Origin of the sequence: Nibrella viscosa, from assembly GCF_039541875.1 — a bacterium.
GTDB lineage: Bacteria > Bacteroidota > Bacteroidia > Cytophagales > Spirosomataceae > Nibrella > Nibrella viscosa.
Genome location: NZ_BAABHB010000004.1, coordinates 366,292 through 383,339 on the forward strand (window position 1 = coordinate 366,292; position 17,048 = coordinate 383,339).

At 55.2% G+C, this 17,048-nt stretch carries 9 protein-coding genes; all 9 read left to right on the forward strand.

Annotated elements, in window-relative coordinates:
• The first annotated feature begins 3 nt into the window (after positions 1-3).
• Positions 4-1,458, forward strand: a complete 1,455-nt coding sequence (locus ABD931_RS13250) for a DUF1501 domain-containing protein (protein WP_345267830.1) — start codon at positions 4-6, stop codon at positions 1,456-1,458.
• Positions 1,459-1,475: 17 nt separating this feature from the next.
• Positions 1,476-3,653, forward strand: a complete 2,178-nt coding sequence (locus ABD931_RS13255) for a c-type cytochrome domain-containing protein (RefSeq protein WP_345267832.1) — start codon at positions 1,476-1,478, stop codon at positions 3,651-3,653.
• Positions 3,654-3,740: 87 nt separating this feature from the next.
• Positions 3,741-4,334: an RNA polymerase sigma-70 factor gene (locus ABD931_RS13260; RefSeq protein ID WP_345267834.1), complete on the forward strand. Its 594-nt coding sequence runs from the start codon at positions 3,741-3,743 to the stop codon at positions 4,332-4,334.
• Positions 4,335-4,506: 172 nt separating this feature from the next.
• The gene (locus tag ABD931_RS13265) at positions 4,507-5,577 is read left to right on the forward strand and encodes a FecR family protein (protein ID WP_345267836.1); all 1,071 of its coding nucleotides are present in this window, start codon (positions 4,507-4,509) and stop codon (positions 5,575-5,577) included.
• 264 nt (positions 5,578-5,841) lie between these two features.
• A complete protein-coding gene (locus tag ABD931_RS13270) occupies positions 5,842-9,207 on the forward strand; it encodes a TonB-dependent receptor (RefSeq protein WP_345267837.1) in 3,366 nt (1,121 codons plus the stop codon).
• 11 nt (positions 9,208-9,218) lie between these two features.
• Positions 9,219-10,721 carry a RagB/SusD family nutrient uptake outer membrane protein gene (locus tag ABD931_RS13275; RefSeq protein ID WP_345267838.1) on the forward strand — a complete coding sequence of 501 codons (1,503 nt, stop codon included), beginning with the start codon at positions 9,219-9,221 and terminating at the stop codon, positions 10,719-10,721.
• Positions 10,722-10,863: 142 nt separating this feature from the next.
• Positions 10,864-13,224, forward strand: a complete 2,361-nt coding sequence (locus ABD931_RS13280; RefSeq protein WP_345267840.1) for a DUF1549 domain-containing protein — start codon at positions 10,864-10,866, stop codon at positions 13,222-13,224.
• Positions 13,225-13,243: 19 nt separating this feature from the next.
• On the forward strand, positions 13,244-14,677 hold the full coding sequence (locus tag ABD931_RS13285) for a DUF1501 domain-containing protein (RefSeq protein ID WP_345267841.1): 1,434 nt from the start codon (positions 13,244-13,246) through the stop codon (positions 14,675-14,677).
• A gap of 75 nt (positions 14,678-14,752) precedes the next feature.
• Positions 14,753-16,987, forward strand: a complete 2,235-nt coding sequence (locus ABD931_RS13290) for a glycosyl hydrolase family 95 catalytic domain-containing protein (RefSeq protein ID WP_345267842.1) — start codon at positions 14,753-14,755, stop codon at positions 16,985-16,987.
• Positions 16,988-17,048 lie beyond the last annotated feature (61 nt).

A 17,048-nucleotide genomic window follows, 5' to 3' on the forward strand; every position in this document is an offset into this window, starting at 1 on the left:
CCTATGGAAAAGTTAATCGTAGAACACGGCCTGACCTTCAACCGGCGTCGTTTCCTGTCCCGCCTGAGTCTGGGGCTGGGCAGTGCGGCTCTGGGGTCTCTGCTGATTCCGGATTTGTTTTCGGGGGGCGCCTTTGACGAAGATGGACTGACACCGGGCATTCCGCATTTTGCGCCCAAAGCCAAACGGATCATCTACCTGTTCCAGAACGGAGCACCGTCGCAGCAGGAGTTATTCGACTACAAACCGAAGCTGCGGGAAATGCAGGGGCAGGAAATTCCGCCTTCGGTGCGCGGTAACCAGCGGCTCACGGGTATGACTTCCGGGCAATCGTCATTTCCGTTGGTCGGCTCATTCGTAGACTTTAAGCAGTACGGCCAATCCAGAGCCTGGGTCAGCGATCTGATGCCCTACACGGCCGGCATTGTGGATGATCTCTGCATTGTAAAAAGTCTGTATACGGAGGCCATCAACCACGACCCGGCGCTCACGTTCGTGCAGACGGGTTCGCAGCAGGGCAACCGGCCCAGCATGGGTGCCTGGCTGAGCTACGGCCTCGGTAACGAAAACAAAAACCTGCCTGCGTTTATGGTGCTGCTCTCGCGGGGCATCGGCAACGGGCAGGGGGTGTATTCCAAACTGTGGACCAACGGCTTCCTGGATTCCATTCACCAGGGGGTTCAGTTCAGCAAGGGCGAAGACCCGGTGCTGTACCTGCGCGACCCCGATGGTATGGACCGCAACGACCGCCGGAACATGCTCGACAACGTAGCGCAACTCAATGAACTGGCGTATCAGGAATTTGGCGACCCGGAGATTATGGCCAAGGTGCAGCAGTACGAAATGGCCTACCGCATGCAAACCGCCGTGCCGGAAGTAATGGACCTCTCGAAGGAGCCAGATGATATTGTGAAGCTCTACGGCCCCGACTGCCTGGTTCCCGGCACCTTTGCCGCCAACTGCCTGCTGGCCCGCAAACTGTCGGAGAACGGCGTCCGGTTTGTGCAGCTCTACCATCAGGGCTGGGACCAGCACGGCAACCTGCCGTTTGAGATTGCCAAGCAGGCCAAAGATGTCGACCAGGCATCGGCCGCGCTGGTGACTGACCTGAAACAACGGGGACTGCTGGACGAAACGCTGGTGATCTGGGGCGGTGAGTTTGGCCGGACCAGTTATACCCAGGGCAAACTCACCGCTGATAATTATGGCCGCGACCACCACCCGCGTTGCTTTACCATCTGGATGGCCGGTGGCGGTATCAAGCCCGGTCTGGTGTACGGCGAGACGGACGAGCTGGGTTACAACATTGCCGAAAACCCCGTCCACGTCCACGATTTTCAGGCCACGGTGCTGCACCAGATGGGCCTCAATCACGAGAAACTGATTTACAAACACCTGGGCCGCCGGTACCGGCTGACCGATGTGTCCGGGAAAGTAGTCCACGACCTCATCAGTTAAATCGGGCAGGGTAGTTTATGACGAGCAGGAAAATCATCCATTTGGCCGAGCAGGTGCTGTTTGCTACCGCTGTTTTCAGTCTGGTGCTGCTGGCTTTTAATGATAAGGTGGTAGTGCCGGTCTGGCTGCAATCGGTTGGGCGTATGCACCCGCTGCTGCTGCATTTCCCGCTGGTACTGCTGTTGCTGGCCCTGGGTCTGGAAATCTTTCGCTTTAAACCCGCCAATCGAACCAACGACTTTTACCAGGGTTTCCTGAACGGCCTTTGGCTGGCGGGAGCCTTGTCGGCCGGCATTACGGTTATCATGGGCTTATTCCTGTCGCGTGAAGAGGGGTATAGCGGGAGCGCGTTGCAGTGGCATAAATGGTCGGGGGCGGGTGTGTTCTTTCTGTCGGCCCTGTTGTACTGGTCACGCAACCGAAGCTGGTATACGGCGGGTGTCGCGCAAACCAGTGCGGTGTTCGGAGCCGGTCTGCTGGTCGTTTCGGGGCATCTGGGCGCTACGGTAACCCATGGCGACAATTTTGTCTGGGAGCCGATTGCCAAACTGTCCAAACCCGAACCGGTGCCGCTGGAGCAGGCCGTCGTGTTCGACCATGTGATTCAGCCCATTTTCGAACAGAAATGCGTAAGCTGCCACAACGCCGAAAAGCTCAAAGGTGGACTTATGCTGACAAATGCCGAGTCTGTCCGGAAAGGCGGAAAAACCGGCAGGCTGTTCGTGGCAGGTAAACCAGAAACAAGCCTGCTGCTACAGCGAATACACCTGCCGGAAGAAGAGAAAAAGCACATGCCACCCAAAGGCAAAGCGCAGCTGACCGATAACGAGATTGCGCTGCTGTCGCTGTGGGTGAAAGGCAAGGCCGATTTTAAGCAAAAGGTGGTGGATTTGCCGCCTTCGGATACGCTCCGGCGAATTGCGGCCGCGCTGTTCAAACCGGCTGAGGACGTGGAGGTATATGCCTTTGACGCGGCCGACGAAGAAACCGTGCAGCAGCTCAGCAATAATTACCGCACCATTTTGCCGCTGGCCAAAGACTCCCCGGCGCTGGCGGTTTACTTCTTTAATCAGAACCAGTACGCGCCCGAAAAGCTGAAGGAGCTAAAAGACATCCGGCAGCAGGTGGTATCGCTGAGTCTGAACAAAATGCCGGTCAGGGATGCCGACCTGGCAACTGTCGGTCAGTTTGAGAACCTGCGGAAACTGGACATTAACTTCACCAACATCACCGGTGCCGGCCTGAAGGCGCTGGCCGGCCTGAAGCACCTGACCGAGCTGGCCCTCTCCGGCACCCGTATTACCTATAGCGACCTCCCGGAACTGCTTCGGTCCCTGCCAAGCCTGAAAACGGTGGCGTTATGGGAGACGCAGGTAAAGCCGGCCGACATTCAGCAACTACAGAAAGCCTACAGCCACATCACGTTTATCGGCGGGTTCCGGGGGGATGAGGCCGCGCCGATTAAACTGAATCCACCCCTGGTAAAGAACAGTTCCGTTATTTTCAATCAGCCACTAACCGTACAACTAGGGCACCCGGTCAAAGGTGTACAGATCCGTTACACCACCGACGGTACCGAACCGGACAGCATCAACTCACCCCTATTCACCGGCAATACCCTACTCACCGAGAGCGCCGACATCAATGCCAAAGCCTACAAGGAAGGCTGGTACGGCAGTAATGCGGCTACGTTCCATTTCTACAAAACCACCTACAAGCCCGATAGTGTCAATCTGCTGCTGCCCCTGAACCGCGTACACCAGGCCGACGGAGCCAAAACCTTTTTTGACGGTAAACTGGGGGTACTCAACGCCAACAGCCCGGCCTGGGCCAACAACTGGGCGGGCGTCCGGAACAACGACCTGTCTTTTGTCTCGGAGTTCAAAACGCCCGTTACCGTCAAATCCGTAGCGCTGCGGACCATGGTCGAATCGGAAACGGGCATCTTCCCCCCAACGGTAATCGAAATCTGGGGCGGCCCCAGCCGGGAGCAGATGAAGCTGATTACTACCTATAAACCGGCGCAGCCCCAAAAGGTATACCCTCCGGAGATGAACGCCTATGAGGCCACCTTCAAGCCGCAGACTCTCTCGTACCTGAAGATCGTTGCCAAACCAGTAGAGCAACTACCGGAATGGCATAACAATAAGGGCAAACGAGGCCTGCTGCTGGTCGATGAAGTGTTTATCAATTAACAGGGGTGTGGGCACGGGGTTGCAGGGATTGCCAGGGGGCAGGGTGTAAATCACTCTTTCGCTCTTTCACACGTTCACTCTTTACAAATGGATAATCCATCAGGCATCGAGTATGCGTTGCTGAGCGACGTACTCCTCTATAGACTGCTACAGACCGGTGACGAGGCCGCTTTTCGGGAGATTTACCGGAAATACTGGCAACTGCTGTTTGGCATTGCCTACCGGAAACTCCAGTCGCAGGAGAATGCCGAAGAAATCGTCCAGGACATCTTCGTAGACATCTGGGAGCGACGCGCCGGCCTGCAAATCGATGATCTCAAAAAGTACCTGATCGGGGCAGTAAAATATCGCATTCTGAACACCATCAAAGCCAAACTCATTCGGGAACGCTACAAAACATTCAGCCAGACACTGACCACGCATACCGAACCCCTCACCGAAAGCGAACTGGCGTTTCAGGACCTGAGCCGGGCCATTGAACAGGCGCTGGCGGGCTTGCCCCAGAAAACGCAGGAGATATTCCGGCTCAACCGGCTTGAAAACCAGAGCGTCCGCGAAATTGCGTTACTCCTATCGATTCCCGAGCGCACCGTCGAATATCACATCACTCAATCGCTGCGGATTCTGCGGATACACCTGAAAGACTTTATCCTGCTGCTGGTAATGTTTGCGGGTGAATAACCAAACAGCTCTATCACTTTTCAAAGAAGTTTTTGCCATTCCATCGCCTGTACTATAAATAATCGAATAAGTTTAAGGACTATTTGCGGCTATTTCCGGCTGAGTTGACTATACCTGTACAACGGCAAGCCCGCTGCCACTCATCGGGATCTTGGCTGTTGGTCGGTATACCATGAATCATCAGGCTTTTCTGGAACTCCTCCAACGCTACATCGACGGCACCTGCTCACCGGAAGAAAAGCAGGTGATGGATTACTGGTACAGCCTGCTCGGCCGGGATGCCGACGAAAAGCCGGCCAACATGCCGAAAGCGCAGCTCGAAGACTTACTCTGGGAAAAGATCCAGCACCGTATACACCCCGAAGCCGAGCCGGTTGAGCCGTTGGTCGTCCGGCGCTGGTGGCAATCACGGTATGCGCAACTGGCCGCAGCCGCATCGGTCGTTCTGGTAGCCGGCCTTATCTACCTGTTAGCAATGCGCCGGCAGGCAGAGCCGATTCAGTGGGAAGGTGCGCCGGTAGCCGTATCGGATCTGCATCAGGAAAGTAATTCCTCCTCTGCCAGCCGGGTCATTCAGCTCGAAGACGGCTCCCGTATTACGTTAGGGCGCAACAGCCAGGTGTACTATCCCAAACCGTTTGCCAATAACCAGCGCGTTGTTTACCTGACCGGCAATGCCTTTTTTGAGGTTACTAAAAATCCGAAACGTCCGTTCATGGTCTACACCGGAACTCTGCTGACCAAAGTCGTAGGTACCAGTTTCAGCATCCGGTCAACCAACAACCATCTGGAGGTTGCGGTGATTACCGGTAAGGTAATTGTCGAAAAAGCAACAAGCAAACCGGCCGGCCAGGCATCGGCTATCTTCAAAGCCGGTGATAATGGCGTGGTGCTGACACCGAATCAGAAGGTTACGTTTTTTCCCAAAAATGGCCACTTTATCACGGGATTGATTGAAAACCCCATACCTATTATTAAGCCGGAAACCGGTGCCGAAGAGGCACCGGTCAGCCCGAAGTTCCGGTTTGACGATACGCCGTTAGCCGACGCGCTGACGGAAATCGAAGCCGCCTACGGTATAGACATCGTGGTAGGTAACGAAGCCATTGCCGATTGCCCCATTACGGCTGATTTGTCGCAACAGCCGCTTTACACCAAACTGGAGATTATCTGTACCGCCCTGAAAGCTCATTATGAGGTCAAAGGCACGCGCATTATCCTGACGGGCGGCAACTGTCATTAACCGTAAACGTTTCAACTAACGCATCACTTATGAACAGATAGTCTTTCCCTTCTATCCACCCGACAGGTTTAGCCGGTCTTTAACACCGGTCAGGTTTGCGCTTCGTCAGATTCAATCGTAGACATCGCTTTACAATTGATTACCCCGATTTGTTCAGGACGATTTGTCTCTCTTCTATGATTTAAGCCCAGGACCATGAAAAAACGAGAACTACCTAAATCTTTTTTACCTATTCCTAACAGGTACTTCCTGCTCCAACTGTGTTTGGCGTTACTCACCGTAGCGAACGTATACGCGGCTACGGTGAACCAGGAACTGCTGCAGCGGAGTATCAGCCTGACAGTAAAAGACGCCGAGGTAAAATCGGTGCTGAACCGGCTGGAGACCATGATTCACACCCGGTTTGTGTACAGTTCGCGGGCGTTGCCTACCAAAAAGAAAATTTCTTTAACCCTGATCGATAAGCCCCTGTCTGAAGTGCTGGATGAGGTATTCAAACCTACCCGCATCAGCTACAAGGTAGTCGGCGGCCAAATTGTTATTACCACGGATTCGCCGGCCGCCGAAGCGGAAGGCCAGGCTTCGCTCCAGGACCAGGCCATCACGGAGACTACCGTTCAGGACCGGGTTATTACGGGTACCGTCCGGGATGATGCCGGCCAGAGTCTTCCCGGTGTCAGCGTGGTATTGAAAGGAACCAACCGAGGTACATCGACCGACGCCGGCGGTAATTTCAGAATTGATATTCCTCAGCGGGGGGCCGCCCTTGTTTTCTCGTATGTCGGTTACATCTCTCAGGAAGTAAACATCGGTAACCAGACTAACCTGTCAATCCAGTTGGCGGCCGATACGCGGGCCCTCGACGAAGTGGTGGTAGTGGGTTACGGCTCGCAGCGCAGGCAGGATATTACCTCGGCGGTGTCGGTGATCAACATGAAAGACATCGGTGAGCAGCCGGCCAACAACCCCAACCAGATTCTGCAGGGACGGGCACCGGGCGTGGTGGTCAAGCAAAAGAGCGGACAACCCGGCGGTATCTTCGAGGTACGGGTACGGGGCATTAGCTCACTGGGGGCGGGTAGTGATCCGCTGTACGTAATCGACGGCTTTCCGGTGGGTACCTCCGTAGGGCAGAACCTGAACCCGAACGACATTGAAAGCGTCTCTATCCTGAAAGATGCCGCTTCTACGGCTATCTACGGCGCACGCGGTTCCAACGGGGTCGTGCTGATTACCACCAAAAACGCCAAAGAAGGCAAGGTGGGGGTGAGCCTGTCGCTGGATTATGGGATCCAAAACGTGCCGATGTCCCGCCGGGTGAAGATGCTGAACGGCCCTGAATTCGCCCAGTTCAAAAAGGACGTCTTTATGGACGCCATCCGCATTCTACAGAAACGGGAGCCGGCGCTTGAAGAAGTGCCGCTCAACTACCGCTACCCGGAGCAGACCAAATACTCGACCGACTGGTTCGCCGAGATTATGCACAACAACGCACCCTATACCGATGCGAACCTGACCATATCCTCAGGACGCGGTCCGGTTAAGTCGCTGCTGTCGGTAGGTTACTATAAGGAGGAAGGGTCCATCATAAAGACCAACTACGACCGGATTTCGGTGCGCTCCAATATGAGTGGAGAAGTCAACAAGTTCATCAACGTAGGCCTGAACATCAACGGAACCCTCACCAAGCAGAATGTAGCCGTTACCGACGGACGCAGCAACCTGGTGGGCGGCGCGTTGCTGATGGATCCCCGCGAACCGGTGTATAATCCGGACGGCACACTGCGGCCGTACGTTGGTGGCGTCGATGGCGTCTTTGGCTTTCCGAACCCGGTATTTGTGCTGAATAATGTAACCCGCCGGCGCAGCATCGCCGATGTGCTGGCAAACGGGTATGTGGAACTGGCCATTCTGAAGAACCTGAAGTTCCGGTCGGCCGTAAACGCCAAGGTGAACTTTAACAACTATAAAGAATACATTCCGTCCACGATTGGTTTGCCGGTTGCATCCGGAACGGCAGGAGCTCCTCCGCGCATTGCGACCGCCCGCGAATTAACCGAGCAACTCACCAACTATTCGTTTGACCAGTTGCTGACGTACAATCCTAAAATAGGTGCCGATCAAAACCTGGACCTGCTTGTAGGTTATACGGCACAGAAAGAGCAGATACGGGGAGTTGATGGTTCTGCCAATACCTTTCCCGATGACCTGGTACCGTTTCTGGGAGCGGGGGTAATCCGCTCGTCAAACTCCTACGAAAACGGCTGGACGCTGCTGGCGTACCTGGCCAGGGCCAACTACTCCTACAAAGATAAGTATCTGCTGTCGGCGTCTTTCCGGCGGGAGGGTAGTTCGCGCTTTGGGGCCAAAAACAAGTATGGTGATTTTCCGGCTGCTTCTATTGGCTGGCGTGTTAGTGAAGAATCGTTTATGCCTAAATTCTCGTGGCTATCGGATATGAAACTCCGCGCCAGCTGGGGAGAAACCGGTAACAATGCCATTGGTAATTATTCCAGTCTGGCGTTTATGAACACCAATAACTACATATTGGGCAACGCTATTGCGCAGGGTAAGGTAGTAAACTCATTTGCCAACCAGGAGCTGAAATGGGAGAAGTCTCAGCAGTTGGATTTGGGTATGGACCTGGCCCTGTTCAACAATAAGCTGGTTTTTACCGTCGAACTCTACAAGAAGATTACCAACGATATGCTGCTGCCGATTTCGATACCGTCGGTATCCGGCTTTACCACCAGTTTATCGAACATTGGAAAGGTGGAGAACAAAGGGCTGGAAATTGGCGGAGAATACCGGATACCCATCGGGCCGGTTAACTTCCGGACCAATGCCAATATCAGCTTCAATCGCAGCAAGATTCTGGCCATCAAAGGAGCCAATGACATGCTCTGGTACGGCAGTTTCTATGGCGGTTATAATGTGATGAAGGTGGGCCGGCCCATAGGTATGATCTATGGGTACAGGAAGATGGGTATTTTTAATACGCAGGCCGAAATTGATGCCTGGCCGAAGCAGGACGGCGCTATTCCGGGTGCGATGAAGTTTGCCGATACCAACGGCGACGGCGTAGTGACCTACGATACGCAGGATATGGTGGAAATCGGCAACCCGAATCCGGCCTTTACCTGGGCCTGGACCTTTGCGGCTGATTACCGGAAGTTTGATCTGAACCTGATGTTCCTGGGCGCCCACGATTTCGACATCTACCGGAACATTGAAGCGTCGACGATGAATATGGACGGCGTGTTCAACGTACTCGACAAGGCGAAGGATCGCTGGCGGTCGCCCGAGAACCCCGGCTCTAACCCCAGCGCGAAAAACTCACAGGGTGGTACCAGCTATTTCAAGTGGTCGCGGGAGAGCAGCGAGCGCTATGTATACGACGGTAGCTACGTTTGGCTGAAGACCATTACGCTGGGGTATACCCTGCCGCGGCTGAAGTCGTTTATGAGCGACGCCCGGGTGTTTGTTACGGCCAACAACCTGTTTCTGTTCACCAAATATCCCGGCAATAACCCGGATGCGGGTGTACGCGGAGGAACCGAGCTGAACAATGATGACGAGTCGTACCCGGTGCCCCGGACGCTGGCTGTTGGTGCAAAATTTAACTTCTAACCGTCAGGAAAATGAAAAAAATAACCCTTATCGGAACCGCACTTCTTTGCCTTTCCCAGTTTTCGTGCAAGGAGGATTTTCTGGTGACCACCGACCCCACCCGCATCGGAGCCGACCTGTTTTACAAAAACGAAACGCAGTTTCTGCAGGCCCTGAACGGCGTTTACGGGCAGTTGCAGACCATTACGAACTCGGCCTACATCTTTCAGGAGTTTACGTCGGACAACACCACCATCGACTTCAACCCGCTCGACCGCGGGGGAGCCGCCGGCTGGGAGGCCTTTGAGTATTCGACCGTAAACCCCGGCAACGGCGAAATCTCGAACATGTGGAATCAGTACTATTCGGCGATGTACAACATCAACTACGCGCTGGAGAAGCTCGGCCCCAGTACGATTGATGCCACCGTTAAGAAGCAGGTCGAAGGGCAGTTGAAGTTCCTGCGGGCATACTTTTACTTTCACCTGGTGCAGTATTTCGGCGATGTGGTGCTGGTAACGTCTACGCTGGACAAACCTGAGAGAGCGTTTGACCTGGTGCGCTCACCGGAGGCTGAGGTGTACAAGCAGATTGAGAAGGACCTGAAAGAAGCGGCTGATCTGCTGCCCCAAACGTACCCGGCCAATCAGGCGGGTCGGGTGACCAAAGGCGCTGCACTGAGCTTACTGGGTAAAATGTACCTTACCCGCAAGCAGTATGCCGAGGCCGTTACGACGCTGAAGCAGGTGACCACTTTAGGCTACTCGCTGCTGCCGAAATACGCCGACAACTTTGACCCGACAAAGAAGAACGGTCCGGAATCTATCTTTGAGGTGCAGTACCAGGGCGGGAATGACCTGGGAGAGCATAGCAATTTCATGTACGTATTTGCACCGCGTCTTTCGGGCGCTGCCGTGACCGGCTTCTCCACGGCCGTTCCGCTGGGTCGCAACATTCCGACCAACGATATTATCGCTGCCTACGAAGAAGGTGATCTGCGGAAAGATGCTTCGCTGAAGACGGGCTATACCCTGAACGGTAAATTAGTGCCGGTTCCGTTTGTCAGCAAGTACCAGCATCCACATACCATTGCCGGCCGTACCGACAATAACTGGCCGGTACTCCGCTACGCCGATGTGCTGCTGATGCTGGCGGAGGCCATCAATGAGCAGACAGGTCCCACCGCAGAGGCTCTGGACTACCTGAATAAGGTGCGTACCCGTGCAGGGCTGGCACCGTTGGGTTCGGATCTGGATAAAGAGAAATTCCGTACGGCGGTGCTGAAGGAACGGCGCGTGGAACTGGCGTTTGAAAATCACCGCTGGTTCGATCTGAAGCGCACCATGACACCGGCTCAGCTGGCTGCTTTCATGAATGCGCACGGTGCTAAAGAGAAAGCCAAACCAACGGTCGACCGGGGTGGTATAGCCTTCAACGCGCTGGATTATGTGTTTGAAAATCACGAGTACTATTTCCCGATTCCGGCTCCGCAGATTCTGATTAACAACAAATTGGCGCAGAATCCGGGCTACTAGGCAGAAATGTTGCCCCCGTACATTAGATAATACGCCGGATGTGCCTTATGGTATAGAGCGGCTCTCTCACAGAGAGTCATTCTATACCATAAGGTTGTCGGCCGTTCGTTGACATACCTGCAACCTAACCCTTTACCAACTAGTGATACTTGTAACGGAATCGTTTTGGCTTTGGCAGTTTCTGGGCCGGCTGCACCCGCTGATCGTCCATTTTCCGGTCAGTCTGCTGTGTGTGGCCCTACTGCTGGAACTCATCGGCTGGCGTCGCAAATCGACCGATTTGCGGGCGGGCATCACCGCCATTGTCTGGATTGGGGCCATCGGCTCGGTCATTGCGGCTGCCCTGGGCCTGCTGCTGGCGAATCAGGAAGACTACGGCGGCAATATACTGGCCGTTCACCAGTGGTCGGGGCTGGCTACCATGGCCTTATCCATTGTTACCGTATTTGCCCTTCGTGCCCGCCGGATGCGGTTGTACCGGGGTGCGTTGCTGGTTACCGTGCTGGGCGTTACCCTCGCCGGACATTATGGTTCCCTGCTCACCCACGGCGAAGATTACCTGACCAGCGTCTTACCGTTCGATAAAGGCGTTGATAGGCCTGAATCCAGCGATAAACGATTTGCGTTTGTCAGCAGCAACAGCCAGAAGCTGACGGCGGAACAGGTTACTCAACTGAACCTGGAGGTTCGCACCATCCTGGCACACAACTGTTACAATTGCCACAGCGCCAGCAAAATGAAGGGCGAACTGCGGCTCGACAAGAAAGAGTTTATCCTGAAAGGGGGCGAACACGGCCCCGTCATCGAACCCGGCGATCCGGAAGACAGCGAACTCATCCGGCGCATCAAACTACCCACCGGGCACAAAAAGGCCATGCCGACCAAAGGCAAGCGCCTGACCGAAAAAGAAATTGCTCTACTCGAATTCTGGATCAAACAGGGCGCTCCCTGGCCCGATGGTCCTGAAAAAAGCATTTACCGCGTAGCCGCCCTGGAACCCCGGCTACCGGAAATACCCGTTGGCCCGGCTGCCCTGACCAATCCCGTCGACCGGTTCGTCAACGTCTATTTCAAGGAAAACAAACTTGGCTGGAAGAAACCCGTGGATGACCGTACCTACATCCGCCGGGTCTACCTCGATGTCATCGGCCTGCTGCCCACGCCCGAACAGATTCAAACCTTCACCGCCGATGCCCGGCCCGATAAGCGGGAGGCACTGGTAAAGGAGTTGCTCAGCCGCAATGAAGACTACGCCCAGCACTGGCTCACCTTCTGGAACGATGCCCTGCGCAACGACTACACCGGAACCGGGTACATCACCGGCGGCCGCTTCGATATTACCAAATGGCTGTATGCCGCCCTGAAGACCAATAAGCCGTATAACCACTTTGTCAAAGAACTCATCAGCCCGACCAAAGAGTCGTCGGGTTTTATTAAGGGCATTAAGTGGCGCGGTACCATCAACGCCAGCCAGCGCACCGAAATGCAGGCGGCTCAGAATGTAGCTCAGGTGTTTCTGGGCCTGAACCTCAAGTGTGCCTCCTGCCACGACAGCTTTATCAGCGACTGGAAACTGGACGATGCCTATGCGTTTGCCAATGTATTTTCGGATACGACCCTGGAAGTTAACCGCTGCGACAAACCGACGGGTAAGATGGCCGGCCGCCGTATCCTGTTCAAAGAGCTGGGGGAAATCAACGGCGAGGCACCCACCGAACAGCGCCTGAAAGAATTGGCTGACTTCATGATACAGCCTAAAAACGGGCGGCTCTACCGGACGCTGGTCAACCGGGTCTGGGCGCAGGTGATGGGCCGGGGTATTGTTGAGCCCGTGGATGCGATGGATAATGTGCCCTGGAGTCAGGACCTGCTCGACTACCTGGCCTACGATTTTGTCGAAAATGGGTACGACATCAGGCGGTTGCTGTATACCATTCTCACCGCCCGGACCTACCAGTTGCCGTCGGTCGGCGTAAAAGACCCCGAGCAGTTGATGGCGTCCGACTTTGTCTTTCAGGGAATGGTTCGCCGGCGGATGACGGCCGAGCAATTTGTCGATGCGGTGAGTCTGGCCTTTAATCCGATCTATGTGGATACCTCGTTTGCCGAAAAGCTGTTACCCGCCACCATCAAAAAGGAAGCGCCTTTCCCACGGGCGTCGCTGGTCAGCAATGATCCGTTGCTGACGGCGCTTGGTCGGCCGAATCGGGAGACCGTCAGCACCAGTCGCACCTCGCAGGCGAACCTGCTGCAGGCGCTGGAACTGACCAACGGCACCAGGTTTAATGAATCCCTGAAGTACGGTGCCGAGCAGTGGAAAGAAAAGTATCCGTCGTCGGATAGTATAGTACGGGAGCTGTATAGGCGGGCTTTAGGCCGCGAGCCGGTGCCGAAGGAAATGGCGGTGGCGCAGAAGATAATCGGACCCAAACCCAGTGTAGAAGGTATTCAGGATCTGGTATGGGCCGTTGCGCTGCATCCGGAATTTCAGTTGATTTTCTAACGCTACAAATCCAGCCGACATGAACACAAGATGGAACAGACGGGAATTTCTGCAAAAAACCAGCGCGGCCACCCTGGCGGCTCTGGCGGCCGGCGCTCCCGTGTCAAGTCTCTTAACCAGTTGTAAAAGCAAGCCGTTTGGGCAGACAGACGGCACGGCCGATACCGTCATCCTGCTCTGGATGGCCGGCGGCATGGCCCATACCGAAACCTTTGATCCGAAGCGCTACACGCCCTTTGAAAAAGATATGGAAGGCAACCGGGTGCTGAGTACGTTTAAATCCGTACCAACGGTTCTCGACGGCATCCATTTCTCGGAAGGGCTCGAATCCATCGGTAAGGTCATGGATAAGGGCACAATCATTCGCTCCTACGTGGCCGCCGACCTGGGGCATATCCTGCACTCGCGCCATCAGTACCACTGGCATACCTGCTACGAACCACCGCAAACCGTAGCCGCTCCGCATATCGGCTCCTGGATTGCCAGGCAGTTAGGACCCAAAAATCCGGTTATTCCGGCGTTCATCGACATTGGGCAGCGGTTTACGGTGGGCGAGGCCGAAGAGCTAAAAGCCTTCCATACTGCCGGCTTTCTGGGGAATGAGTTTGGGCCTTTCTTTATTCCGGACCCCAGTCAGGGCCTGGAGAGTGTGCGGCCGCCGGTGGGGATGGACTCGACCCGGTTTGAGCGCCGGAACCAGTTGTACAATGAACTCATCAGCAACAGCCCGTTCGGCGAGTTCGGCAGCGATTACCAGAAAGAGTCGCTCCGGCGCTCGATGGAACAGGCGTATATGCTGCTGAACTCCCCCGAAGCCAGGGCGTTTGACCTGAGTACCGAGCCAAAGGAAAGCTACGATATTTACAACACCGGCCGCTTCGGGCTGGGCTGTCTGCTGGCCCGTCGGCTTACCGAAAAAGGGGCGCGTTTTATCAGCGTTACCACCGAATACGAGCCGTTTAAAGGCTGGGATACGCACGAGAACGGCCATACGCGGCTGGAAGAGATGAAAAAAATGATTGACGGTCCGGTGGCTCAGTTAATCAAAGATCTGGACAAAACCGGGCATCTGGACCGCACCATGATTATTCTGGCTAGTGAGTTCAGCCGGGATATGATGGTCGAGGGCCGGCCCGATCAGAAGGTGCAGGAGCAGGTAAAGCAGCCCGATATTCTGTCGGACATGAAATTTTACGGCATGCACCGGCACTTCACCGACGGCTGTTCCATTCTGATGTTCGGCGGGGGGATCAAAAAAGGCTTTGCGTACGGCAAAACCGCCGACGAGCGTCCCTGCAAGACCATTGAGAATCCGGTGAAGATCGATGGAATTCACCAGACCATCTACCACGCACTCGGCATTTCCGCCGACCACCATTACGAAATCGAAGGACGGCCCTTTTACACCACGCCCGACGGCAAAGGAAAACCGGTGATGGCGTTATTAGCCTGATAAGCAGTAGCAGGAAGAAGGATACTCATACGGCCGATGCAGTTTAAAAAAGCAGTTATTTCGAGTCTGTTTTGTGTGTCTACGCTCGTTGGGGTAGCTCAGCCGGTACCGGCGTATAATCTCGCCGGTTCACACCTGCCCACCCGCTGGGATGAGGGCCTGCCGTTGGGAAATGGAATGGTCGGCAGCCTGATCTGGAAAAAAGGTGATTCGCTCCGGTTTTCGCTGGACCGGGTCGACCTGTGGGACCAGCGGCCTATGAAAGGCCTGTTCCGGCCGGAGTTTACCTACCAGTGGGTGTATCGGCAGGTGCAGAAGAACGAATACAAAATTGTTCAGGACTACTTCGACGCGCCTTATGACCGGGAGCCTGCACCCACCAAAATTCCCGGTGCCGCGCTGGCGTTTGCTATTCAGCAGGATGCTTCACAGGTCCAACTCGACATCCGCACCGCTCAGGCGCAGGTGACCTGGCCGAACGGGATGCAGTTGCGCAGTTTCGTGCATGCCACGCACCCGGTAGGCTGGTTTCAACTGATTGGAGCTCCCAAAGAAGTGTTGCCCACTATTATCCCACCGGCCTACCAGACCGGCAAACCCGAGGAGAACCCAAACTCGCTGGATGGTGATAATCTGATTCGGCTGGGTTATCCGCAGGGAACGGTAATCCGCGAGGCAAACCGCATGGCGTATCACCAGCCGGGTTGGGAAGCATTTGCGTATGACGTAGAGGTACAATGGCAGCGCCGGGGCGACACACTGACCGGGGTCTGGAGCATCAGCACCAACCAGCAGCCGATAACCGCCCGTCAATACGCCCAAGCCGCGTGGAAACGAGGTATCGCTGCCGACCGGCAAACGCATCAGCGCTGGTGGAATGCCTTCTGGGCGAAATCCTCGCTGCAGGTACCCGATGATACCCTGACGCGGCAGTGGTACCTGGAGCAATACAAGTTTGGCGCAGCCGCCCGGAAAGGTGCTCCCGCCATCTCACTCCAGGCTGTCTGGACCGCCGACGATGGTCGCATTCCACCCTGGAAAGGGGATTACCACCACGACCTGAATACTCAGCTAAGCTACTGGCCTGCCTACAGCGGCAACCACATGGACGAAGCAGAAGGATACATCGACTTTCTGGAACGTTGCCGACCCGAGTTTGAGCGGTTTACCCGCCACTACTTTCAGGTGAATGGGCTGGCTGTACCGGGCGTAACCACCCTCGACGGTACGGCTATGGGCGGATGGATTCAGTACTCCTGCTCACCCACTACGGCCGCCTGGCTGGCGCAGCATTACTACTGGCAGTGGCGGTACACCATGGACCGGCAGTTTCTCAAAAACAAAGCCTACCCCTGGTTTCGGGATGTCGCTACCATGCTGGAAAACGTCACCGTCAAAGACGGGCATGGCAGCAGGAAACTGCCCATCAGCGCCAGTCCGGAAATCAACAACAACAAAATTACGGCCTGGTTTCACCAGATGACCAATTACGATCTGGCCCTGTGTCGCTATGTGTTTCAATACGCAGCCGAACTGGCCGGTGAACTAGGTAATAAAGCTGACGCAGCCCGGTGGCGAACCATACTGGCCGAGTTTCCGGCCTATGCGCTCAGCGAAAACGCCGAACTAAAGTTTGCTCCCTCGTTACCGTACAAAGAGTCGCACCGGCATTTTTCGCATCTGATGGCTATTCATCCCCTGGGTCTTATCAAGTGGGAAGATGGCCCGCAGGCGCAGAACATCATCAGGAACTCCATTGCCCTGCTGGAGAAAATCGGTCCCGGTCTCTGGTGCGGCTACTCCTGGTCCTGGCTGGGTAATCTCAAAGCCAGAGCCAAAGACGGAGCCGGAGCCGCCGACGCGCTGAAGATCTTTGCCCGTGCCTTCTGCTCGCCCAACAGCTTTCACCTCAACGGCGACCAAACCAAGTCCGGGTATTCTACCTTCACCTACCGGCCGTTTACGCTGGAAGGCAACTTTGCCTATGCCGCAGGTTTGCAGGAAATGCTGCTACAAAGTTACGCTGGTTTTGTTGAGGTATTCCCGGCCATTCCGGCTACCTGGACCCGCGTCCGCTTTGACAACCTCCGAGCAGAAGGCGCTTTTCTGATCAGCGCCCGCCGGACGCCCGGTGTACCCGACCAAGTAACCATCACCTCCGAAAAAGGTGGCACTACGCAGATGAAGTTGCCCGGAAAAAACTACACAGTTGTTTCGTCACAACAGGCTAACGTGACGAAAGGAGATGAAGGATTCATCAGAATAAGGCTGCAGCCGGGCGGAATGGCTAAGGTAGTGTTAAACCGGTAACCTGAAACTTTTCTCCACCTAAAGAGTATGGTTTAGCTGAAAAAGCCTCTTTCTCCGTAGT

Excerpts from the sequence above, each read along its gene's own strand:
- ABD931_RS13250 (WP_345267830.1), top strand. The coding sequence starts at position 4 with ATGGAAAAGTTAATCGTAGAACACGGCCTGACCTTCAACCGGCGTCGT.
- ABD931_RS13255 (WP_345267832.1), top strand. The coding sequence starts at position 1,476 with ATGACGAGCAGGAAAATCATCCATTTGGCCGAGCAGGTGCTGTTTGCT.
- ABD931_RS13260 (WP_345267834.1), top strand. The coding sequence starts at position 3,741 with ATGGATAATCCATCAGGCATCGAGTATGCGTTGCTGAGCGACGTACTC.
- ABD931_RS13265 (WP_345267836.1), top strand. The coding sequence starts at position 4,507 with ATGAATCATCAGGCTTTTCTGGAACTCCTCCAACGCTACATCGACGGC.
- ABD931_RS13275 (WP_345267838.1), top strand. The coding sequence starts at position 9,219 with ATGAAAAAAATAACCCTTATCGGAACCGCACTTCTTTGCCTTTCCCAG.
- ABD931_RS13285 (WP_345267841.1), top strand. The coding sequence starts at position 13,244 with ATGAACACAAGATGGAACAGACGGGAATTTCTGCAAAAAACCAGCGCG.